Genomic DNA, 20,591 nt, shown 5'->3' on the forward strand with positions numbered 1-20,591 from the left:
CCTTCGAGCCGGATGCCGCACCGTGAAGTGGACGCAGTTCCTGAGCCGATCGCACCGGAGGACCGCATGGCGCCGACCCGCACATTCACCGACCTCTACGTGGAGGTGCAGCAGTTCTACGCCCGCCAGATGCGCCAGCTCGACGACCGCAAGCTGGAGGCGTACGCGGAGACATTTACCGAAGACGCGGAGTTCGGGCACACTCCCGGTCGGGAACCGGCGCGGACCCGCGCCGGAATCGTCGCCGACCTGTTCGATTTCCACAAGAAGTTCGAGAACGACCCGGTGCAGCGCAGGCACTGGTTCAACATGATCGACGTTGAGCCGCAGGACGACGGGTCGATCCGCTCGACCTGCTACGCGCTGGTGGTCACCACCCGGCCGAACGGCACGCCGACGATCGCGCCCAGCTGCGTGGTCAGTGACATTCTGGTGCGCGGCGCCGACGACGCGCTGCTCACCAAGTACCGCCGGGTGGATCACGACCAGCTGTTCTGACGAGGGCCGCCGAGCGCGAGGGCCTGTGTCGGTCCGCCGCCCGGACTCCGCCTCGGCTCGACCGAGGACTTCGACACAGGCCCTGTGCCCGGCCGCCCCGAACAGTGACCGCCCTCAGCGGGCCTGGCGTTCGACCAACACCGACTACGCGCCGGGCGAGGGGATCAGGGCAGCCTCGCTCACCGGCGAGCTCCACGACGGCAGGATGGCGAGGAGAGAGATCCGCCAGCCGACCGTGGTGCGGACGATCCCGAAGCGGTAGTGGCCGACCAGCACCCGGGTAGCGGCCTGCTCTCCTGCGGAGATGAAGACGGCCACCAGATGCGCCCGCGCGCTGGCCTGGTCGCCGTCGATGTCCACCAGCACGTTCGAGACGAAGTGTTGCAGCCGTGCATAGTCGGCGTGCGCACGCCGGGCGCCGTCGACGACGACGTCGAAGCCCTCCTGCCGGCCGACTGGGGTCTCCGCCACCACATCGGCGGCGAACAGTTCACCGGGATCCTCCAGGCAGTGCCCGTCCAGCCACACACCCAGGCGGGTGATCAGGTCGGTGATCTCGGACCGATCGCTCAGCTCGCGCAGCTGGCGACGCAGACCGTCGAACTCGCTCTCGTCGAGCGCCATGCTCATCACTCCTCGGCTGTCTCGTGACACGGCAATCCCTTGACGCCGACGCGCCGGTGGTCCGGGCACGGACGAGCCCGATGCTGCCACACCGCGCTCGAAAGACGCTCGAACGAGCTGCGGTGGCGAACTGGTTCCGGTCTCGGCTGACGCGTCGGCCGGGCCTCCTCGTCCCCGCTGCGGGGCCCTGGGCTGGACACCGGGCCTCAGACGCCCTCAAGTCTCCCGGGTGCCGGGCGCAGGTACACGAACCAGGTGATGACGAAGCAGATCGCGTAGAAGGCGATGAAGGCGATGTAGGCCGCGTCCGCTGTCCGGTAGGCCAGGAACGACTGCCGGAAGGCAAGATTGACGAGGACCCCGCCGAACGCGCCGATGGCACCGGCGACGCCGATGAGCGCGCCGGAGAGGCGCCGGGCCTCGTGCTCCGCCGCCCGGTCGTGCGGGTCGTCCGGGCCGCCGGCGGTCGACCGCACACCGCACCTGGCCCGGAAGATCGCCGGGATCATCTTGTACGTCGAGCCGTTGCCGATGCCGCTGAACACGAACAACGCGATGAAGCCGACCAGGTACAACGGCAGCGAACGTTGCTGGGAGGCGAGCAGGACGATGGACGCGCCGGCCGCCATCGCCACGAAGTTCACGAAGGTGACCCGGGCCCCGCCGAGCCGGTCGGCCAGGACACCGCCCACGGGACGGATGAGCGAGCCGAGCAGCGGTCCGAGGAACGTCAGGTACGCGGCCTTCACCGGAGTGTTGAAGGTGTCGGCGAACTGCACCTGAAGCACCTGGCCGAAGGCGAACCCGAAGCCGATGAACGACCCGAACGTGCCGATGTAGAGCAGCGACATGATCCAGGTGTGCGGTTCGCGGGTGACGTCCCGCATGGCCCGTTTCTCGTTGCGGGCCTGGCTGAGGTTGTCCATGAACATCGCGGACCCGAGTGCGGCCAGCACGATCGCCGGCAGGTAGATGCCGGCGACGATGCCGGGACTGGCCGCCCCCAGGACCGCCAGCACGAACAGGCCGACGAGTTGGACCGCGGCGACGCCGAGGTTGCCGCCGCCGGCGTTGATGCCGAGCGCCCAGCCCTTGAGCCGGTCGGGGTAGAACGCGTTGATGTTCGCCATCGAGGAGGCGAAGTTCCCGCCGCCGACCCCGGCCAGCGCGGCGATGAGCACCAGCGTCGAGTACGAGACGCCGGGTCGGATCAGGAAGGCGCCGAACAGGCATGGGATCAGCAGCAGCGACGCGCTGATGATCGTCCAGTTGCGGCCGCCGAACCGGGCCACGGCAAGGGTGTACGGGATCCGCAGCACCGACCCGACAAGTGCGGGCACGGCGGTGAGCAGGAATTTCCCGGCCGGGTCGATGCCGTACTGCGGCCCGAGGAACAGCACGAGGACCGACCACATCGTCCAGATGGAGAAGCCGATGTGTTCGGAGAAGATGGAGAAGATCAGGTTGCGTCGGGCGATGCGGGATCCCCGGCGTTGCCAGAAGACGGGGTCCTCGGGCCGCCAGTCGTCGATCCAGTGTCCGCGAAGGGTCCGGCTGCGCCGGTCCTGCTCGATGCTGTCGGGCACGGCCGTGGTCATGGTTCCTCCCAGGTGAGTCCTCGGTCCGCTCGACACCGTGAGTGGTTCGCTCCTCAGGCCGGCGGCAGACCCACCACCAGGCGTCCGTCGGCGTCGGCGCGGACCGGATACACGGTGAGTGGGGGCTGTCCGGTGGTCGAACAGCCGGTCGCCAACTCGAAGGTGTTCTGGTGCAGAGGGCAGACGACGACCCGCATGTCCACCAGGCCGTCCGCGAGCGGCCCGCCGGCGTGCGGGCAGACCGCCGACAGCGCGCGCAGGCTGCCGTCACGCAGCCGGAAGATGGCGATCATCTCGTCACCCACGGCGTAGGCACGCCCCTCCCCGAGGGGGATCTCGTCGACCGGCCCGAGCCGGTGTTCCACGGCGACGAGCCTGGCCATCACGCCCGCCTCGGGGACGCCGGACCGGCACCGGTCCCGTTGTCGCCGCGCCCCTCGTGGCCGTTGCCACCGCGCGCCTCGTGGCTGTTGCCACCGTGCCCGTTGCCGGCCGAGCCGCCCCCCGGCACGGCGGAGCCGATCGACGGCACCACCGGTCCCGGGACCGAGACCGGCACGGCTTCGCGGACCGGCACCTGAGGCAGGACCGTCAACGGCAGGGAGGTGCGGAACTGCCCCGGAGTGACCGGGTCCCGCCGTTCCAGCCACGGGTCCCGGTACGCGGCGACGGAGGCAGCCATGGCCGCGTCGAGCCGCGCCGCGATGCCGTCGCTGTCGTCGACGACCACCGCCCGGATGTGGTCGATGCCGAGCCGGGGCACCCACGCGTACGTGCGTTCCAACCAGTTCGCGCTCTCCCGGTAGTACTGCAGGAACCGGCCGGTCAGCGTGATGACCTCGTCGGGCGAGTCGACGACGGCGAGGAGGTCCCCCTTGCGTACGTGGGCGCCGGCGGCCCCGCCGACGTAGATCTCCCACCTGCCGCCCTCGATGGCCACCACACCAAGATCCTTCACGTACGCCTCGGCGCAGTTACGGGGGCAGCCGGTGACGGCGAGCTTCATCTTGCCGGGGCCCTCGATGGCCTTGAACCGGTCCTCGATCGCGATGCCGAGAGCTGTGGAGTCGCCGACGCCGAAGCGGCAGAAGTCGGAGCCGACGCAGGTCTTGACCGTCCGGAAGCTCTTGCCGTACGCGTACCCGGACGGCATGTCGAGGTCCGCCCACACCCTCGGCAGGTCTTCCTTGCGGATGCCGAGCAGATCGATGCGCTGGCCGCCGGTGATCTTCACCAGTGGTACGGAGTATTTCTCGGCGACCTCGGCGATCCGCTTGAGCTGGGCCGGTGTGGTCACGCCGCCCTTGATCTGGGGGACGACCGAGAAGGTGCCGTCGCGCTGGATGTTGGCGTGCACCCGGTCGTTGATGAAGCGGGCGTCGCGTTCGTCGACGTACTCGTCGCCCCACATCATCCGCAGCAGCGAGGCCAGGCCCATCTTGCTCTTCGCGTCCTCCTCGCCGCCGGGCACCAGGGTGTCGAACACCGCCGAGACGGATTTCAGGCCGTGTTCGCGGATCACCGCCATCAGCTCCGCCTTGGGCATCGGCACACCGGGGACGTACCAGCTCGCGGCCGGGTCGTCCTCGACCCTGCCGTCAGCGGCCCACTCGACGATCTGGGCGACGAGGCCCTTGCACGACCCGCAGCCCTTGCCGGCGCGGGTGGCGTCCATGACACCGGTGAGCGTCTTCACGCCGCCCCGCACGGTGCCGACCAGCGCCCGCTTGGTGACGCCGTTGCAGTTGCACACCTGCACGTCGTCGCCGAGCTCCGCGGCACTCACGTCTGCCGACGGCGCGCCGAGGTCGAACAGCATCTCGACCCGCTCCTTCGGCAGGGCGAGCCCATGGTCGAAGGCCTGCATGAGGAACGCGACCTTCCGCACGTCGCCGAGGAGAGTCGCGCCGACGAGCCGGTCGTCGCGGATGACGATGCTCTTGTAGACGCCCTTGCGCGGCTCGGCGAAGACGATCGTCTCGTCGTCGTCGCGTTCCGCCTCCTTCAGGCCCATCGAGGCGACGTCCACGCCCGCCACCTTGAGCTTCGTGGCCAGCCGAGAGCCGTGGTACGCCGCTTTCGGGTTCGTCCCGGTGATGTGGTCGGCGAGCACCCGCGCCTGCTCCCACAGCGGAGCCACCAGGCCGTACGTCTCGCCGCGGTGCTGGGCGCACTCGCCGACCGAGTAGATGTCGACCTCGTCCTGCACGCGCATCTGGTCGTCCACGACGATGCCCCGCTCCACCGGCAGCCCGCTGGTCGCGGCCATCTCGGCGTTCGCCCGGATGCCGGCGGCCACGACGACGACGTCGCAGGCGATGGTCCGACCGTCCTTGAGCTTGACCCCGGTCACGGCGTGCTTGCCGAGCACCTCGGTGGTGTGCGCGCCGAGAACGACCTCGATGCCGAGTCGCTCGATGCTGCGCCGCAGGATCGCGCCCGCCTGAGCGTCCAACTGAGCGTTCATCAGATGGCCGGCGGCGTGCACCAGGGTCACGTGGGCCAGGTGATTCTGCAGGCCGCGGGCGGCCTCCAGACCCAGCAGGCCGCCGCCGATCACCACCGCGCGCTCGTGCTCGCGGGCGTACCGGATCATGTTGCGGGTGTCGTCGATGGTGCGGAACGCGAACACTCCCTGGTGGTAGCCGCGCCCAGGGCGGTGGAGGCCGGGAATCGGCGGGACGAACGCCCGGCTGCCGGTGGCGATGATCAGCTTGTCGTACGGCGTCTCGGTGCCGTCGTCCGCGTAGATCCGTCGCGCGAAGCGGTCGATGCGGGTGACCCGGGTGCCGGCGTGCAGGGTGATGCCGTTCTCCGCATACCACGACATGTCGTTGAGGAAGATGCCCGACTCGTCGTCGACCCCGGAGAGCACGTTGGAGAGCAGGATGCGGTTGTAGTTGCCGTACGGCTCCTCGCCGAACATCGTGATGGCGAACTGGTCACCCCCGCCGCGTTCGAGGATCTCCTCGACCGTGCGGGCGCCGGCCATCCCGTTGCCCACCACGACGAGGCGCCGGCGCTTGTCGACGGCGTCCATCAGACCTCGACCAGCCCCAGGTCGACGATCACGGTGCCGGACACCCCGGCGGGCGCCGCCACGTGCAGCTCGAGACCGGTGCCGGAGTCGAGGTCCTCGACCACCCGCAGCGGCACGTGGACGTCGGACTTGGCGCCGATCGGGAAGTACCGCATCGGCTGGCCGTCGCGCACGAGCAGGACACAGATCAACTCGTCACTGGCGTTGCCGCCGCGGAAGTAGACCGGCTGGGCGACGACGCCGCCCGGCACCACGTAGCTGAGCGAGCCGTCGACGAGGCCGGGCCGGTCGAGGCCCTTGCCCTCAAAGTTGTAGACGCCTTGCAAGAAACGGGGAGTGGTGTGCACAGCGACGCTCCCTTGCTCATTGAGATGTTGGATTGGGCGGTGGGTTGGTCAACAGGTCGGTGTCGTCCGGCCCGCCCGCGCGGGCGATCGACACCGCGCAGGCCTTGAAGGCCGGCATCCGCGAGTGGCGGTCCAGCGTCGGGTCGGTCAGCGCGTTCACGGCGGAGCTGCCGGCCCAGTGGAACGGTGCGAAGATGGTGTCCCGGCGGATGCCGTTGGTGAGGCGCGCCCGAAAGAGCGCCCGCCCGCGTCGGCTGCGCAGTTCCACCACGTCGTTGTCGGCGATGCCGTGTCGGCGGGCGAGATCCGGGTGCAGCTCCGCCCGGGCGTCCGGCAGTGCCATGGTCAGGGCGCCGACCCGGCGGGTCTGGTTGCCGCTCTGGTACTGCTGCATGTTGCGGCCGGTGGTCAGCACGTACGGATAGTCGGCGTCGGGCACTTCCGCCGGATCGCGGTGCTCCACCCGGAAGAACCTCGCCCGCCCGTCGGCGGTCGGGAACCGGTCGATGAACAGCCGTGGCGTGCCGGGATGGTCCTCGCTCGGGCACGGCCAGAAGACCCCCTGCTCCGCCTCGATGCGCTCGTACGTGATTCCGGCGTAGTCGGCTGTCCCGCCGGCGCTGGCCCGGCGCAACTCGTCGAAGACACGGCGCGGATCGTCGTCGAAGTAGCGGCCGCGCCCGAGCCGGCCGGCGAGGTCGGCGAGCATCCGTAGGTCGGTGCGGACCTGCGGCGGCGGCGACAGGGCCCGCTTACGGCGGATGACGCGCCCCTCCAGATTCGTCATCGTGCCCTCCTCCTCCGCCCACTGGGCCGTGGGCAGCACCACGTCGGCCACGGCTGCGGTCTCGGAGAGGAAGATGTCGGAGACGACCAGCAGGTCCAGCGCCTGCAGCCGGTCCATCACCCGGTTGGCGTGCGGGGCCGACACGGCGATGTTGCTGGCCAGCACGAGCAGCACGCGTACTCCGTCGTCGGTCCCGAGCCGGTCGAGCATCTCCCAGGCCGACCGGCCGGGCCGGGGCAACTCGTCCGGGTCGATGCCCCAGACGGCCGCGACGTGTGCGCGCGCCGCGGGGTCGTCCAGGCGTCGGTAGCCGGGCAGTTGATCGGCCTTCTGCCCATGCTCGCGGCCACCCTGCCCGTTGCCCTGCCCGGTGATCGTGCCGTAGCCGGAGAAGGGCCGTCCGGGAAGGCCCAGGGCGAGGGCCAGATTGAGGTACGCCTGCGCGGTGTCCGTGCCGTTGCTGTGCTGCTCGGCGCCGCGAGCGGTGAGCACCATCGCCGACGTCGCGGTCGCCAGCAGCCGTACCGTCTCCCGCAGGTCCCGTTCCGGTACGCCGGTCATCCGCTCCACCCGGTCCGGCCAGTACGCCGCCACGGTGGCCCGGACCGCGTCGAAACCGCTCGTGCGGTCACGCACGTACGTCTCGTCGACCAGGCCCTCGCGGATCGCGATGTGCAGCAGCCCGTTCGCCAGTGCGAGGTCCGTGCCCGGCAGTGGCTGCAGGTGGAGGTGAGCGCCCCCGGCGGTGGTCGTACGGCGGGGGTCGACGACGATGTGCCGCGCACCGGCGGCCCGTCCGGCGTCGAAGTACTGCATGGACGGCGGCAGCGCGTCAGCCGGATTCGCGCCGACCAGCAGCACGGCCTGCGCCTGGGCGATGTCGGCCAGGGGGAACGGCAGGCCACGGTCGATCCCGAGGGAGCGGTTCGAGGCGGTCGCCGCGGACGACATGCAGAACCGGCCGTTGTAGTCGATCGACGCCGACCGCAGCGCCACCCGGACGAACTTGCCCAGCGCGTACGCCTTCTCGTTGGTCAGCCCGCCGCCACCGAAGGCCCCGACGCTGTCCGGGCCGTACCGGTGTTGGCTGGCGCGGATGGCGTCGACGATGCGGTCCAGGGCCTCGTCCCAGCCTGCCGGTCGCAACGGGCTGGTGCGGTCGGCGGGATCCTTACGGACGAGCGGGCTCAGCAGCCGGTCACCGTGGTCGAGAAGGTCGGCAGCCGTCCATCCCTTGGCGCACAGACCGCCCCTGTTGACCGGGAATTCGGTGGGCGCCAGTCGAGGCGGCCCGTCGCCGGTCGTCAGGGATATTCCGCACTGCATGGCGCAGTAGGGACAGTGCGTATCGATCATAGACGATGCGCTCACCCGTCCGATGCTTGCCGGGCACTGTTTCCGATCCATACCAAGGTCGTAACGCTCTGCGACCCGCGGTCAACGGGCTTCGGCATCGGAGGCTCCCCCCGCGATGGTGGCGAACGGGATGGGGCAGCACGGCTGGCCGGCGCACGTGACGAGGTCGTCGCAGCCGGCGTCCACCGCGGCGCGCAGGGTGTCGGCGATGACGTGCAGGTCGGCGATCTTCGCCTCGATCTCGGCGAGTTTGGTGCGGGCGCGGAGCCGCAGACCGGTGTCGGGGTGGCGGCCGTGGCGATGTCGGCCCGCGTCGAGCAGGTCGGCGACCTCGTCGAGGGTGAACCCGAGCGCCTGCGCCGCCTTGATCACCCGCAGCACGGTGACCGCTTCGGCGGGGTAGAGGCGGTGCCCGCCCAGGGTGCGCTCTGGTTCGGCGAGCAGGCCCCGGCGTTCGTAGTAGCGCAGCGTCTGCGGGTTCACCCCGGCCGCTGCGGCGACCTGGCCGCTGCGCAGCCCGCTCACGCCGTCATCCCGGCGGTGGCCCGCTGGGCGAGCGCGTCGAGGACGTCGACGTGCGTGGCCGGCACCTGCACGTCGAGGCGCAGCACACCGGTGTCGGCGGTGATCGTGAAGGTGAAGAACGAGCAGCAGGAGCTTTCCCGGCCGGTCAGGTCCCGGGCGGTCGTCTCGGCGGCCGGGTCGAGGCGCCACCGCAGGTGGGTGGGGGACAGGCGCTGCTGCCCTCGCAGGGCGGTGGTGAACAGGTCGTCGAACTCGGCCAGCCGCAGCGGTTGTTGCCCGCTCGGCAGGGTGCACGCCTCGGGCACCCATGTCTGGTCGTCAGCGGTCATACCGATGACGGTAAGCCGGTACCCGGGTATCGGATGCAAGCCCAATTGATCGACGAAGGCCGCCGTGGCGGCCCCCGGCCGCCGTGGCCGGCGAGATCAGACGCTGGGGTTCGGCGCCGTGGTGGTGGCGCGGGTGAGCATGCCGGTGGCGGCGAGGGCGCAGCATGCGGCGACGGCGGCGAGTAGTGGTGTGTATCCGGCGGTGGTGTGCAGGAGGGTGGCGGCGGCGAGGGGCGCGGCGGCTTTGGCGATGGTGACGGGGGCGGCGAGTCGGCCGGCGATGGTGGCGTAGGCGGTGGTGCCGTACCGGGCGGTGAGCAGGGCGGGGGTGGCGAGGCTGGTGATGCCGAAGCCGAGTCCGAAGCCGATGACGGTGATGATCGCGCCAGTGCGGGTGCCGGCGAGCAGGGGCATGGTGAGCACGGCGGCGGCCTGGGTGGCGAACACCGCGGCGACGATGGTGGTGACGCGCAGGTGTCGGCGGGCGGCGGTGAGGACGAGTCGTCCGGTGACCGAGAGGACGCCGAGCAGTCCGGCCATGGTGGCGGCGATGGTGGCCGGGTGGCCGCGGCTGGTGAGGTAGCCGATGAGGTGCACGGTCATGGTGCTGGTTGCCGCGCCGTGGGCGATCAGGGTGGCGGCGAGGATCCAGAACCGGGCATCGCGCATCGCGGTCTGGGCGACGGCGCGTCGTTGGGCGTGCCCGGACCGCTCGGTGCCGGCGGGTGCCGTGGTCGTTGCCGGCCGGGGCCGGCGGATGGTGAGGGCGTGCAGGGGCACGGTGACCGTGCCGTGGATGGCGGCGAGGACGAGCAGCGCGCCGCGCCAGCCGAGGTGGTCGGCCAGGAGCCCGGTCAGGGGCATGAAGATGGTGCTGGCGAACCCGGCCACGATCGTGACGACCAGCAGGGCGGTGGCGCGCCGGTCAGGGGTGAACCAGGCGACGATGACGGCGAACGCGGGTTCGTAGAGGACCATCGCGCCAGTGATCCCGATGCCGATCATGACGGCGTAGAGCTGTTCGATGGTGTGGACCTGGGACCAGGCCACCAACAGGCCCGTGGCGGTGATCGAGCCGGCCGTCATCAGCGCCCGTCCACCGTGGTGGTCCAGCCACCGGCCGACGGGGATCGCCGCGAGGGCGCCGGCCAGGACGGAGGCGGTGAGCGCGCCGGTGACGGCGGTGGTGGAGGTGTCGAGGGTGGCGGCCATCGGGGTGAGCAGGACGGCGTAGGCGTAGTAGAGGGTGCCGTAGCCGATGGTGGAGGTGACGGCGAGTGCGGCGACGATGCGCCAGCGGTGGTGCCCACCGACGGTGGGGTCGGCGGGCGCCGTCGTGGTGGTGGGCATCAGCTGGCGCAGCAGCTGCCGGCCTGCGTGTCGGCGGGTGCGGCGTTGAGGCGGACCAGGGTGAGCGGCGCGGCCAGCAGACCACCGGAGATGCCGGTGGCCAGTCCGCGTCCCGCCGGCTCGACGGATGGCGCGGGCCCGCAGCAGCTGTCGCCGGTCGCCGACTCGTCCGGGTTGCTGTTGCACACGCCGGTCTCGGGTAGGTCGAGTTGGACGTCGCGGGCGGCGCTCCAGTCGCCGGCCAGGGCGGCGGCGACGGAGCGGACCTGCTCGTAGCCGGTGGCCATCAGGAAGGTCGGCGCCCGCCCGTAGGACTTCATGCCGACGGCGTAGTAACCCACCTCAGGGTGGGTGAGCTCGGTGACACCGTGTGGGGGCACGGTGCCGCAGGAGTGCTCGTTCGGGTCGATCAGCGGGGCCAGGGCGCGGGTGGCACCCAGGACCGGGTCAAGGTCGAGGCGCAGCTCGGCGGCGATCGAGTGGTCGGGGCGGAAGCCGGTGGCCGCGACGATGCGGTCCACGGTGGTCTGCTCTTCGCTGCCGTCGGCGTGGCGCACGACCACGCTGACCCGGCCGTCGGTGGGGGTGAGGGCGTACACGGCGAACCCGGTGAGCAGGCGGATCCGGCCGGCGTCGACGTGCGCGCGTAGCCGGGAGCCGAGCGCGCCGCGGGCGGGTAGCGCGTCGGCGTCGCCGCCGCCGAAGGTGCGCGCCGGTGAGGTGGTGCGGATCGCCCAGGTCACCTCGGTGCCCGGGGCGGATTCGGCCAGTTCGGCGAGGGAGAGCAGGGTGTTGGCGGCGGAGTGGCCGGCGCCGACGACGAGGGTGTGCCGGTCGGCGAAGCGGTCCCGGTCGGCGCCGAGGACGTCGGGCAACGCGTGGTCGAGGTGCGCCGCGACATCGGCCTCGCCTCGGGCGGGCAGCCCGGAGGAGCCGAGGACGTTCGGGGTACCCCAGGTGCCGGAGGCGTCGATGACGGCGCGGGCGTGGATCCCCTCGCCGTCGGCGAGGCGAACGAGGAACGGCGTGGTGTCGCGGCCGGTGGTGCGCAGGCGGTCCAGGCCGAGGCGGCTGATCGCCCCGACGCGGGCGCCGTAGCGCAGGTGCGGCTTGAGCTGCGGCAGCTCCGCCAGGGGCTGGAGGTAGTCGTCGGCCAGCTCGGCGCCGGTGGGCAGGCCCTCCAGGTCGGGGGCGACCCACCCGGCGTCGTCGAGCAGGCGGCGGGCGGCGGGGTCGATGTTGTAGCGCCAGGGGGAGAAGACCCGGACGTGTCCCCACTGCCGTACTGCGGCGGCGGGGGTGTCGCCGGCTTCCAGAACGAGGAACGGTAGGCCACGCTCGTGTAGGTGCGCGGCGGCGGCCAGGCCGACCGGGCCGGCGCCGATCACCACGACGGGCAGGTCGTCCGGGGCGTTCATCAGGTGTCTCCTCTGTCTGGAGAGTTGTCGAAGCAAACGGGTAGGCGGCGGCCGAGCATCAGCGTCGGGGGTTGGTCAGGTCGACGATGAATCTGTGGCGGGGGCGGAAGCGGCCAGGCGGACGGTGGCGACAACGAGGCGGGCGATTGCGTCGAGGGTGTGCGGGTCGACGCGGTCCGGGGTGTCGGCGGGGCTGTGGTAGCCGGCCATGCCGGCGCCGATGCCCACCGCCGCGAGACCGACGGCGGCGTAGCGGCGGTTGTCGGAGGCGACCGGCCCGGCGGCGAGCGGAAGGCCGGTGTGCCGCCCGGCCTGGTCGAGCAGGGCGAGTAGCGCGTGGGCCGGACCGCCGGCCTCGACCGCGGCGGCCTGGTCGAGCAGCCCGGCGCCGTCGACGTTGATGATCAGCGGCCGAACGTCGCCGACGTGCAGCTGCTGGCTGTGGTGGGCCGAGCCCAACGCACCGACCTCCTCGGCGTCGAGCAGCGCGACCGCCAGCCCGAGCCCTGCAGGACGGGCGGCGGTTAGGATTCGAGCGGCTTCCAGGACCACCGCGACGCCGCTGGCGTTGTCCGACGCGCCGGGCTGACGCAGGCCGGGATGGTCGCCGACGCCGTCGTAGTGCGCGGTCAGCAACACCTCGATCCCACCCGGCTCAGCCGCCGGGAACCTCGCGTGGATGTTGGCGCCTGTCACGTCGCGGCGGTGCAGCGGGGTGTTGGCGCTCCACCAGCCGGCACCGGTGGCGGCGGCCAGGGCGGCGCGGTGGGTGCTGGCGTCGAGGGTCAGGATGGGCAGCGGTCCCGGGTCCGGGCCGGCGAGGAGCGTGTACTGCCAGCCGTCGGCGTCGACAGCCCGGCTCACCAGCAGACCCGCCGCGCCCGAGGCAGCGTGGGCGGCGTCGGAGAGGTGCATACCCGTGGGCACCACCAGCCATCGGCCGGTCGGGTCGCCGCTGTCGGCCACACCCAACGGGCCACGCCTGACCTCAGAAGTGTCGGCTGAGGCGCAGTGGACCGCGACCTCGCGGCCGAAGGTCAGCCGCGTCGAGGTCGCACCTTCGCCCCAGACAACCGTCGGCGCCGCGTACAGCTCGGGTACGGCGCGGACCGGGAAGTCGTCGGTGTCGACCATCGCGCCGAGGTCGGCAAGGTGCGCGACGAGCCAGGCGCGGGCGGCGGCACCGCCGGCCGTGCCGACCCGCCGGCCAGTGAATTCAGCCGAGGCGAGTGCAGTGACTGTGCAGGCCATCCGCTCGGCCGACACCAGCGGCAGTATCGCGTCCAGGTGGGCGGCCGATTCCGACGGGGCGGTCATCCGCAGCACCCCTGACCCGTCGTGACGGCTGCGCTCTTCGCCTCGGTGCCGCAGCAGGAGTCAGCCGCTTCGGCGGCCTGCTGGCTGCCGCAGCACGGTCCCGCCGTCGGCGACTGCCCGGCGGGCGGGAGGATCGAGCCGACCGCCTGCGCGGGGCTGCCACAGCAGGAACCGGAGCCGGTCACCTCCAGGGCGGCGCCCGGATCACCGGCGAACCCGCCCGCCGTCGCGGGGCTGGTCTGGGTGTTCTCGCTCATCACACAACCTTTCGATCAGGGGGTTACCGGACGCCGATCAGGGCGTAGGCGGTGTCACGGACCTGGTCGTAGCGCCGCTGCGCCCGCTGCGCCGCGGTGGACACCCGGGCGCAGGAGTCACAGAACCGCGCTCCCGCCTGGGCCTGGGCTGAACGCCGTGCCGTGCCGAACATGACGACCCCTTCCCACGACGTCTGTCTTGACGTTCGTCGAATCAGAGAGTTGCACGCTGCTTAGACACCTGTCAACCTAGAGGCATGTCAAAGCAGGCCGGGTTGCTACCCGTCATCGACCTCACCGCCGACACGCCGTGCTGCCCGCCGCTGGCGCAGAGCCGGGTGCCGGCGCAGACCGCCGCGGTGCTCGCGCCGGCGTTCAAGGCGCTCGGCGACCCGGTGCGGCTGCAGCTGATGTCGATGATCGCTTCCGCGGAGGGCGGGGAGGCGTGCGTCTGCGACCTGACCCCGGCCTTCGGCCTGACCGGGCCGACGATCTCGCACCATCTCAAGACGCTGCGCGAGGCCGGCCTCGTCGACGCCGAACGCCGCGGCACCTGGGTGTACTACCGGGCCCGGCCGGCCATCCTGCGCCAGCTCGCCGGACTGCTCAGCGTCGAACCGGCCCCCGTGGCCTGAGGCCTGACCGGCGACCCGCGCCGGTTAGGCGCTCGGCCAGCGCGGTGGCGTCGCGGCGACCCCCGGCCACCCGGCCGTCCGTTGACACTTGCACGATAGCTCAGTAATTGTAGAGTCAATGACTACTGAGCTTGCTTCCTTGCAGGGGCGTGCCCGGATCCACGCCGCGCTCGGCGACCCGGCGCGCCTGACGATCGTGGACGCGCTCACCCTCGGCGACGCCTCGCCCGGAGAAATCGCCCACGACCTGCAGATGCCGACGAACCTGGTTGCCCACCACGTCAAAGTCCTCACCGAGGCAGGCCTCGTCGTCCGCGGGCGCTCCGAGGGCGACCGGCGCCGCACCTACCTGCGGCTGCGCCCCGAAGCCCGCACCGCACTGCACCCCGCGCCCCTGACCGGCGTGGGGCGGGTGGTGTTCGTGTGCACCCGCAACTCCGCCCGCTCGCAACTCGCCGCCGCCCTGTGGTCCGAGCGCACCCACACCCCGGCCGCGTCCGCGCGGGGGTTGACCCGATGTCTCAGCAGACGATCTGGTTGTTGCCCCACCGGCGTCCCTCGCCCACACCGGTCGCGGTCTTGTACAGGACGTATCCGTTGATGAAGTAGTTGCGGAGGATGGTGGCGCCTCCCGGCCCCTGATATTGGTCGGGGACTTCGCCTGGTGGGCTGGTGTCGTCCCGATCGCACTCGACAGCAGCGACACCAGTAGAGCCAAAGCCCAGGCGACGCGCCTCCTTCCAGATGCATTCATGATTTCCCCTGCATCGATTGTCGTGGCGAGGGAAGTATGTGACCGCGACATGACGGGGGCGGCGTCGTCACAAATAGTGATCTTGTCCGGTAGCGGATATTCGCGGGATGCCAAGATTCCCGCCAGTCGCAGCAAAGAGATTCGACGTCCCGCAGCGCCTACTCACCCTGGGGAATCCTCGGCAAGCCGCTCCTTCAACTCCCGATGGCGGAACTGGTAGGCGGCGCCCGAGCTGCGCAGCATCTGTTTCGCGCGGTGCGCGTCATCGAGGAACGTCATGGACCGCCACGGCAGGAGCCCGTGGTAGGCCAACCGGATGCGGGCCACGAGGAAGGTCGGGAACCGCGTCGACGTCTCGGCGATCACCAGTCCGGCAGACACTCCGTACGTGAGGATCGTGCCCAGCCCGGCGAGGAGCGCGACGGGGACGGAGCCGACGACCGACATGGCGCGCGCCACCACGGCCAGGCCGATGACCAGCGCCACCACCGCGGTGAGGAACAGCGACGCGGCCCGGTCCTGCCGGTACGAGCCCAGCGGGGACACGGGTGCCGTCCGCTCCGGGTCGCGCGCGTCGACGCCGAAGGTGAATGCGCCGGCCACACCGCTGGTGACACCGATGGCCAGCAGCCACACCGGCGCGGTGCCGTTGTAGGCGGCGCCCATGAGCGGCACGCTGCCGAGCAGGATGCCGGCTCCCGCGCCGCGCAACGACGGCCGGGGCGAGGCGCCGGAGGGCTGTCGGCGACGGGCGATGTCCCGCGCCACCCGGCAGCCAAGCGCGGCGACGACGCCGACCAGCACGCCGTACGCGAACCCCGCGAGGATCCCGACGAGCGACAGCGCGAAGATGCCCACCTCGACCGGGGACGCACCTGCGGCACTGGTCTCGACGTGGCGCTGTGCCCGCCGCGCGGTCAGGAAGACCAGCACCAGCCCGATGCCGACCGCGGTCGCGACGCCCCGCGCGACGCCCGCGGAGACCGCGTCGAGCGCACCGGCAAGGAGTGCGATCGCGACGGCGGGAGCGAAGCGCAGAAGGTGACGCGGCGGCGGGGGAGTCCCGTCGACTCCGCGGCCGGGTGTCCTCCGGGCCAGGTCGAGAGCGAGCCAGACGAGCGCGGCGCTGCAGATCGCTTCGGACAGGGCGCGGGACCAGCCGAAGTGGATGTCGGTGCGGGTGGAGTAGCCGACGGTGTGGAGGATGCAGGCCACGACTCCGACAACCACGCTGGCCAATGGCGGCCGGGGCAGCCGACGTGTCCTGGTGGGCTCGGACCACAGGTGGATCCAGTGCGACACCCACCACACGGCGAGTCCGGCGGCGAAGCCGTCGGCGGGGGCGATCAGCCAGGCATGCTCCACCTTGCCGAAGCGGTCTGCCCAGGAGTTGACCGCGGTGACCACGACACCGACCGCCAACCCGTGCACCAACGGACGAGCGAGCCAACCCCGTACCCGAAGGGCGACCCGCCCACGGTCGACGATCAGGCCTGCCCAGGCGGTCAGTGTCACGACCAGTCCGGTCGCCAGGAAACCGTTGACCTCCTCGTCCCAGCGGCTGGTGAAGCCGTCGACCGAGCCGCTGGCGAAGCCCGTGGTCAGTGAGGGTGTCAACGGGAACAGCCCGCCGGCGCCCCGGATCGCCGCGGCGGCGACCGCCGCCGCCACTCCGACGAGCACCGCGTTCCGTAGTCTGCCGCGACGCACCCGCGGAAGCTCGTCATGCCAGGAGAAGCGCCACGAGAAGCCGACGACGAGCCCGATGACGACCGCCAGGTCGTACGTGCCACTCAGGCAGCCGGCGATGTAGGCACCGACAGACGCCAGGACCGCGTCGCTGTAGGCGCCGGTCAGATAGAGGATGGCGAGGTACACGAGCAGTGCCGCCGCGGAGATCCGCAGCGCGTGGGTCACGCCGGTGTATGGCTCGGTGAAGATCCATTCGTTGAGGAGGCCGGCCGACAGGGCCGTCCAGGCGACGACGACGAACGCCGTTGCCACGTTGCGGACCCACACGCCCTGGGTTGCCGCCGCTGGCACCGGCAGGTCCCACCAGCGTATGTCGTCCGAGTCGGTCGCGGCGGCCAGGTATCCAAGCCACCGACGGGCCTGCCCGACCCGGGGCCATCCGCTGGAGCGGTCCGTCGGATACCGTGCCGTCACGACGTCACCGAGGAGGTGGTGCGCCAGCGCGGCGCCGTCCTGGTAGGCGAGAAGGTCGCTCGGCTCGGGGACGTTGCTGCCGTCCTTGCGGCTCGGCTCGGCGTTGTAGATGGCGTCGGCGAGCGTGACCATCAGCGGCGTCTCGAACGCCTTCGTCAGGACGGTGGCCCGTGGAATGCGATTCTCCACGTCGGCCCACCGCTCGGGCGACTCGCTGCGGTTCTTCAGGTAGCGCATCACCTGCTCTCGCCGTTGAGGTTTGATCACGATGCCACGAGCGTCGGTGAGCACTCTGCCGACGTTGCGCAGCGCCTGGTATTCCGAGGTCCGGCAGCTCAACATGACCGACCAGGCCGAGGGGAGGGTGTTGAGGCTGCGCAACACGTCGGCCCGGTGCTCCGGCGCGATCTCGTCGAACCCGTCCAGGATGAAGATCAGCCGGTTGTCCTCCGCGAGCGCGTGCGCAAGCGTCCGTCCGTCCTCGCCGGAAACGGGTTGTCTGAGGAAGCCGTGGTTGGTGGTCAGCCAGTCCACGAGCCAGCGCCGTGGGTCGTCCGCCGATCGCCACGCGGTCATCGGGACGAAGACCGGGACCCGCCGGTCGTCGCCGGACCTTTCCAGCAGCGCCTGGAAGGCGCCGACGAGCAGCTCGGTCTTGCCGCTGCCCGCTTCGCCGAGGACCACCAGACGCGACGGTGCGCCGGTGGCGGTCACCAACGCGGCGAGGCGGGCGCCGTCCCCAGGGTGCTTGCGCTCCTGCCAGGCCCGATTGTTGGCCGGGAAGAGCGCGGTGGGGGCGGCGTCCCAGCGGACGGGCAACCGGTCGCCGTCGCGCACGCTCCGCCACACCGGATCGGTCATCCACCGCCGCTGCAGATCCCGCCGAAGCGACGTGGCGGCCCGACCCACCGGGTCCTTCTCCGCCGGGCGCCCGAGCCGCCAAGCCGTCGCGCCACCCACGATGCTGACAAGGAGCAGCGCCATCCAGATCGCGATGCGGCCGAATGCGCCTTTCACTTCGACGCCGGCCGTCGCGACGTTGATGAGCACACCGACAACCGCGGTGATCAGCGGTATCACCAGCACAATGACGACCGCGCGGTATCGAGGGCGCAACCGTTTCCCCTCTGGACTGCTCGCCGGCCCCCAATCTCCCATCCCGGCCCAACCGTCCGGTGTCATCTGTCGGGGAGTTGACGAAGTCGCCGTGGCCGGGGCGCTTTCCCTCAACGACAGCGGCAGCTGCCCGCAGTCGCCGCCCGACACGTCGGTGCTGCGCAGGCCGCCGACAAAACGGTAAGTCGCCGGGCAGGTTTACTGCACGTCGTTGACCTCTCACCAGGAACACCGCCTTGCGTTCCGAGTACGTCCGATCCGAAATTGTTAACCGATCCCATAGGAGCCACAACTGAGGAAGGATGCGCGAAACGAATACGGTCATCGCGCATCCCGGGTGCTAATCGTGTTGCGGGCCAAGGATGAATGGGTGGCCGGTCATCGGCAGGCCCTCCCCGCGTGAAGCCCGGTGGCGGCGCAGGGCCAAAACGGCTCCCGGAGCTCCACCCTGCGCGGTCGGCCCGCGGCTGGGCGACAAGGTTGCGGTGCAAGCAGATGCGCCGGTCAACGGCGATGTTCCCCTATTCTGCTCCGGCGCGGAACGCGGGCACGTCGGCAGGCGCCGGGCCGCTGTCGGACCGACATCGAACGGACTCTCCAAGTGCGTACGAGTCCACCATTTACGCACTTCGAGAATTGACGATGACGGGTCCACCGATTCCCGCGCGACCACGTTAGACTGCCCAGGGCGGTTCCATCGCGGATGGCGCAGCGACGACCCGGGGAGTGCTGTGCACAAACGCGAGCTGAGGGCATTCGTCGCAAAAGTGGAGGCCAGCCGGATGGACCCTGCCGCCACCGCGCTCGGCTATTCCCCGCCGGCGATCAGTTGTCAGATCAGGTCTCGGGAACGAGCTCGGCATTCAGCTGTTCTCCCACCATCCGCGTGCCCGGCGCCGCGGCGTGACCGACTGTGGACAGCCGCGCCCGCGCCGCAGATTCACCCTTCCTCATCACCGACGTGCGATCGGGGTTCACGCGCATGGAGAGGTTCACCGCAGGACCGGGCCGGGGCGACGTCGCCGATGCCACGATCGCCGTGCTCGGCGCCGGTGTGGCCGGGCTGGTCGCGGCGTACGAACTCGCCCGCCGTGGGCACCGCGTCGTGGTACTGGAGGCCGACTCACGGGTGGGTGGCCGGATATTCACCCACCGGTTCGGCGAGGGCGCCGGACCGGTGGTCGAACTCGGCGCGATGCGGATCCCCGGCGACCACGAGCTGACTCTGCGCTACATCGACGAGTTGGGCCTGAGCGACCAACTGCGTCCGTTCACGAACGTTCTCACCGATCCCGACAATCTGCTTCGTATCGGCACGCGGTTCGTGCGGGCACGCGATGCCGCGGACGCACTCGTCCGCGAGACGGCACGATCCTGCCCGGGAGCGGCCCACCGGTCCGACGCACTGCTCTTCGTGGGCTGGATGCACGCCATGGTGCGGGCGCTGGCGCCACGCGAACAGCGCGACATCATGCGCGCCGATCTGGCGGGTCTGCTCGACGTGGTGGGCGGCCTGGACGTGACACCGTTTCTCCGGGACGGACGCGCCGACCTCAGCGCGGCGTTCCGCCGGCACCCAGAGCTTCGCGCCGCCTGCAGCGGTGCCCTGAAGGGCTTCCTCGACGACATTCTGCGCAGGTTCAGCACCGGGATGGTGTGCCTTCCCCACGGCATGGATCAGCTACCCAACGGTCTGGCGAGCCGACTGCCGGGCCGGATACACCTGCGTCACGAGGTGACCGCCATCGACGTACGTCCGGAGGGTGTGACGGTCGGGCTGGCCACCGAGCGGGGGCGGACGGCGGTGACCTACCCCGTCGTCCTCTGCACCCTCCCCTTCTCCGTTCTGCGGAACCTCCCGCTGCGGGGATTCGACGCCGACAAGGTGGAGACCATCAAGCGGCTGGACTACGGGTCCGCCACCAAGGTGGGGCTGCTCTGCGCGGAGGCCTTCTGGAACCGGCACCGCACCGTCGGCGGCGGATCAGCATCGGGCGGCAGCATCCGGCAGACCTACTACCCGGCTCCGATCACCGATCCGGCCGGTGGGGCGGCACTTCTCGGCAGCTACACCATCGCCGAGGACGCCGACCAACTCGGTCGGCTCTCGGTCGAGGAGCGGCACCGGATCGTCGTGGACGAGTTGACGGCGATGCACCCCGAGCTGCGGGCCGCGGGAATGATCCAGGACGTCGTCAGCATCGCCTGGGGAGAACGGCGCTGGAGCCGAGGGTGCGCGGCGGTCCGGCAGGGGCTCACCGGCGCCGAGCTCGAGCAGGACGCCGCTCAGGCCATCCGCGCGCAGGGCGGTCTGTTCTTCGCCGGCGAGCACTGCTCCGTGACACCGGCCTGGATCCAGGCCGGCATCGAGACCGCACTGACCGCGGTACAACAGATCGACCGGTTCCCCGCCGTGGTCGCCGAGCACCGGAGCAGCACGGCACTCCGGTGAACGTCCTCGATCCCGGTCCCCG

The 20,591-nt window shown here is 71.0% G+C and carries 18 protein-coding genes; 4 read left to right on the plus strand and 14 right to left on the minus strand.

The annotated features are described in order from the left end of the window. Positions 1-66 precede the first annotated feature (66 nt). Positions 67-498 carry a nuclear transport factor 2 family protein gene (locus tag AB0B14_RS24060; RefSeq protein ID WP_357080160.1) on the plus strand — a complete coding sequence of 144 codons (432 nt, stop codon included), beginning with the start codon at positions 67-69 and terminating at the stop codon, positions 496-498. Between the two features lie 144 nt (positions 499-642). Here the strand turns inward: AB0B14_RS24060 and AB0B14_RS24065 are convergent, their stop codons facing one another. The 13 genes from AB0B14_RS24065 to AB0B14_RS24125 form a co-directional block, all read right to left on the minus strand. Next, complete coding sequence (locus AB0B14_RS24065; RefSeq protein ID WP_357080156.1) at positions 643-1,122, minus strand: nuclear transport factor 2 family protein; 480 nt, start codon at positions 1,120-1,122, stop codon at positions 643-645. Positions 1,123-1,328: 206 nt separating this feature from the next. Continuing rightward, positions 1,329-2,720, minus strand: coding sequence for a nitrate/nitrite transporter (locus AB0B14_RS24070; RefSeq protein ID WP_357524264.1), 1,392 nt, complete (start codon positions 2,718-2,720; stop codon positions 1,329-1,331). 53 nt (positions 2,721-2,773) lie between these two features. After that, positions 2,774-3,103, minus strand: coding sequence for a Rieske (2Fe-2S) protein (locus AB0B14_RS24075; protein WP_357080150.1), 330 nt, complete (start codon positions 3,101-3,103; stop codon positions 2,774-2,776). Next, positions 3,103-5,760: a nitrite reductase large subunit NirB gene (gene nirB / locus AB0B14_RS24080; protein WP_357524266.1), complete on the minus strand. Its 2,658-nt coding sequence runs from the start codon at positions 5,758-5,760 to the stop codon at positions 3,103-3,105. The genes AB0B14_RS24075 and nirB overlap by 1 nt, the downstream gene beginning before the upstream one ends. Beyond that, positions 5,760-6,107, minus strand: a complete 348-nt coding sequence (locus tag AB0B14_RS24085) for a molybdopterin oxidoreductase (RefSeq protein ID WP_357080144.1) — start codon at positions 6,105-6,107, stop codon at positions 5,760-5,762. The genes nirB and AB0B14_RS24085 overlap by 1 nt, the downstream gene beginning before the upstream one ends. Positions 6,108-6,123: 16 nt before the next feature. Further along, a complete protein-coding gene (locus tag AB0B14_RS24090) occupies positions 6,124-8,250 on the minus strand; it encodes a molybdopterin oxidoreductase family protein (protein ID WP_357080206.1) in 2,127 nt (708 codons plus the stop codon). Positions 8,251-8,331: 81 nt separating this feature from the next. Then, positions 8,332-8,775: a MerR family transcriptional regulator gene (locus AB0B14_RS24095; RefSeq protein ID WP_357524268.1), complete on the minus strand. Its 444-nt coding sequence runs from the start codon at positions 8,773-8,775 to the stop codon at positions 8,332-8,334. Then, the gene (locus AB0B14_RS24100; RefSeq protein WP_357080138.1) at positions 8,772-9,104 is read right to left on the minus strand and encodes a hypothetical protein; all 333 of its coding nucleotides are present in this window, start codon (positions 9,102-9,104) and stop codon (positions 8,772-8,774) included. The genes AB0B14_RS24095 and AB0B14_RS24100 overlap by 4 nt, the downstream gene beginning before the upstream one ends. 96 nt (positions 9,105-9,200) lie before the next feature. Further along, entirely contained in the window at positions 9,201-10,454 is a 1,254-nt protein-coding gene (locus AB0B14_RS24105; RefSeq protein ID WP_357524270.1) for an MFS transporter, read from the minus strand. Continuing rightward, on the minus strand, positions 10,454-11,872 hold the full coding sequence (locus tag AB0B14_RS24110) for an FAD-dependent oxidoreductase (protein WP_357524272.1): 1,419 nt from the start codon (positions 11,870-11,872) through the stop codon (positions 10,454-10,456). Before AB0B14_RS24110 ends, AB0B14_RS24105 begins: the two co-directional genes overlap by 1 nt. Before the next feature lie 75 nt (positions 11,873-11,947). Continuing rightward, positions 11,948-13,189: a M28 family peptidase gene (locus AB0B14_RS24115; RefSeq protein ID WP_357524274.1), complete on the minus strand. Its 1,242-nt coding sequence runs from the start codon at positions 13,187-13,189 to the stop codon at positions 11,948-11,950. Next, positions 13,186-13,446 (minus strand): hypothetical protein, encoded by a 261-nt coding sequence (locus AB0B14_RS24120; RefSeq protein WP_357524275.1) that lies wholly within the window; start codon positions 13,444-13,446, stop codon positions 13,186-13,188. The genes AB0B14_RS24115 and AB0B14_RS24120 overlap by 4 nt, the downstream gene beginning before the upstream one ends. Positions 13,447-13,469: 23 nt before the next feature. Then, positions 13,470-13,619, minus strand: a complete 150-nt coding sequence (locus AB0B14_RS24125; RefSeq protein WP_357080123.1) for a hypothetical protein — start codon at positions 13,617-13,619, stop codon at positions 13,470-13,472. An 84-nt stretch (positions 13,620-13,703) separates the two neighbouring features. Here AB0B14_RS24125 and AB0B14_RS24130 point away from each other — a divergent pair, with 84 nt between their 5' ends. Both AB0B14_RS24130 and AB0B14_RS24135 read left to right on the plus strand, forming a co-directional pair. Next, positions 13,704-14,081: a metalloregulator ArsR/SmtB family transcription factor gene (locus AB0B14_RS24130; RefSeq protein WP_357080120.1), complete on the plus strand. Its 378-nt coding sequence runs from the start codon at positions 13,704-13,706 to the stop codon at positions 14,079-14,081. Between the two features lie 118 nt (positions 14,082-14,199). Next, positions 14,200-14,682: a helix-turn-helix domain-containing protein gene (locus AB0B14_RS24135; RefSeq protein ID WP_357524277.1), complete on the plus strand. Its 483-nt coding sequence runs from the start codon at positions 14,200-14,202 to the stop codon at positions 14,680-14,682. 315 nt (positions 14,683-14,997) lie between these two features. On the opposite strand, the gene AB0B14_RS24140 is transcribed toward AB0B14_RS24135, so the two are convergent. After that, positions 14,998-18,087 carry an NACHT domain-containing protein gene (locus tag AB0B14_RS24140; RefSeq protein ID WP_357524279.1) on the minus strand — a complete coding sequence of 1,030 codons (3,090 nt, stop codon included), beginning with the start codon at positions 18,085-18,087 and terminating at the stop codon, positions 14,998-15,000. 1,012 nt (positions 18,088-19,099) lie between these two features. Here AB0B14_RS24140 and AB0B14_RS24145 point away from each other — a divergent pair. Beyond that, entirely contained in the window at positions 19,100-20,569 is a 1,470-nt protein-coding gene (locus tag AB0B14_RS24145) for an NAD(P)/FAD-dependent oxidoreductase (protein WP_357080112.1), read from the plus strand. Positions 20,570-20,591: the final 22 nt, after the last annotated feature.

Source organism: Micromonospora sp. NPDC049171 (genome assembly GCF_040648275.1).
Classification (GTDB): Bacteria; Actinomycetota; Actinomycetes; order Mycobacteriales; family Micromonosporaceae; genus Micromonospora.

Coding starts and splice junctions, on each gene's coding strand:
- AB0B14_RS24060 (WP_357080160.1), top strand. CDS start 67: ATGGCGCCGACCCGCACATTCACCGACCTCTACGTGGAGGTGCAGCAG.
- AB0B14_RS24065 (WP_357080156.1), bottom strand. CDS start 1,122: ATGGCGCTCGACGAGAGCGAGTTCGACGGTCTGCGTCGCCAGCTGCGC.
- AB0B14_RS24070 (WP_357524264.1), bottom strand. CDS start 2,720: ATGACCACGGCCGTGCCCGACAGCATCGAGCAGGACCGGCGCAGCCGG.
- AB0B14_RS24075 (WP_357080150.1), bottom strand. CDS start 3,103: ATGGCCAGGCTCGTCGCCGTGGAACACCGGCTCGGGCCGGTCGACGAG.
- nirB (WP_357524266.1), bottom strand. CDS start 5,760: ATGGACGCCGTCGACAAGCGCCGGCGCCTCGTCGTGGTGGGCAACGGG.
- AB0B14_RS24090 (WP_357080206.1), bottom strand. CDS start 8,250: ATGATCGATACGCACTGTCCCTACTGCGCCATGCAGTGCGGAATATCC.
- AB0B14_RS24100 (WP_357080138.1), bottom strand. CDS start 9,104: ATGACCGCTGACGACCAGACATGGGTGCCCGAGGCGTGCACCCTGCCG.
- AB0B14_RS24105 (WP_357524270.1), bottom strand. CDS start 10,454: ATGCCCACCACCACGACGGCGCCCGCCGACCCCACCGTCGGTGGGCAC.
- AB0B14_RS24110 (WP_357524272.1), bottom strand. CDS start 11,872: ATGAACGCCCCGGACGACCTGCCCGTCGTGGTGATCGGCGCCGGCCCG.
- AB0B14_RS24115 (WP_357524274.1), bottom strand. CDS start 13,189: ATGACCGCCCCGTCGGAATCGGCCGCCCACCTGGACGCGATACTGCCG.
- AB0B14_RS24120 (WP_357524275.1), bottom strand. CDS start 13,446: ATGAGCGAGAACACCCAGACCAGCCCCGCGACGGCGGGCGGGTTCGCC.
- AB0B14_RS24125 (WP_357080123.1), bottom strand. CDS start 13,619: ATGTTCGGCACGGCACGGCGTTCAGCCCAGGCCCAGGCGGGAGCGCGG.
- AB0B14_RS24130 (WP_357080120.1), top strand. CDS start 13,704: ATGTCAAAGCAGGCCGGGTTGCTACCCGTCATCGACCTCACCGCCGAC.
- AB0B14_RS24135 (WP_357524277.1), top strand. CDS start 14,200: ATGACTACTGAGCTTGCTTCCTTGCAGGGGCGTGCCCGGATCCACGCC.
- AB0B14_RS24145 (WP_357080112.1), top strand. CDS start 19,100: ATGGAGAGGTTCACCGCAGGACCGGGCCGGGGCGACGTCGCCGATGCC.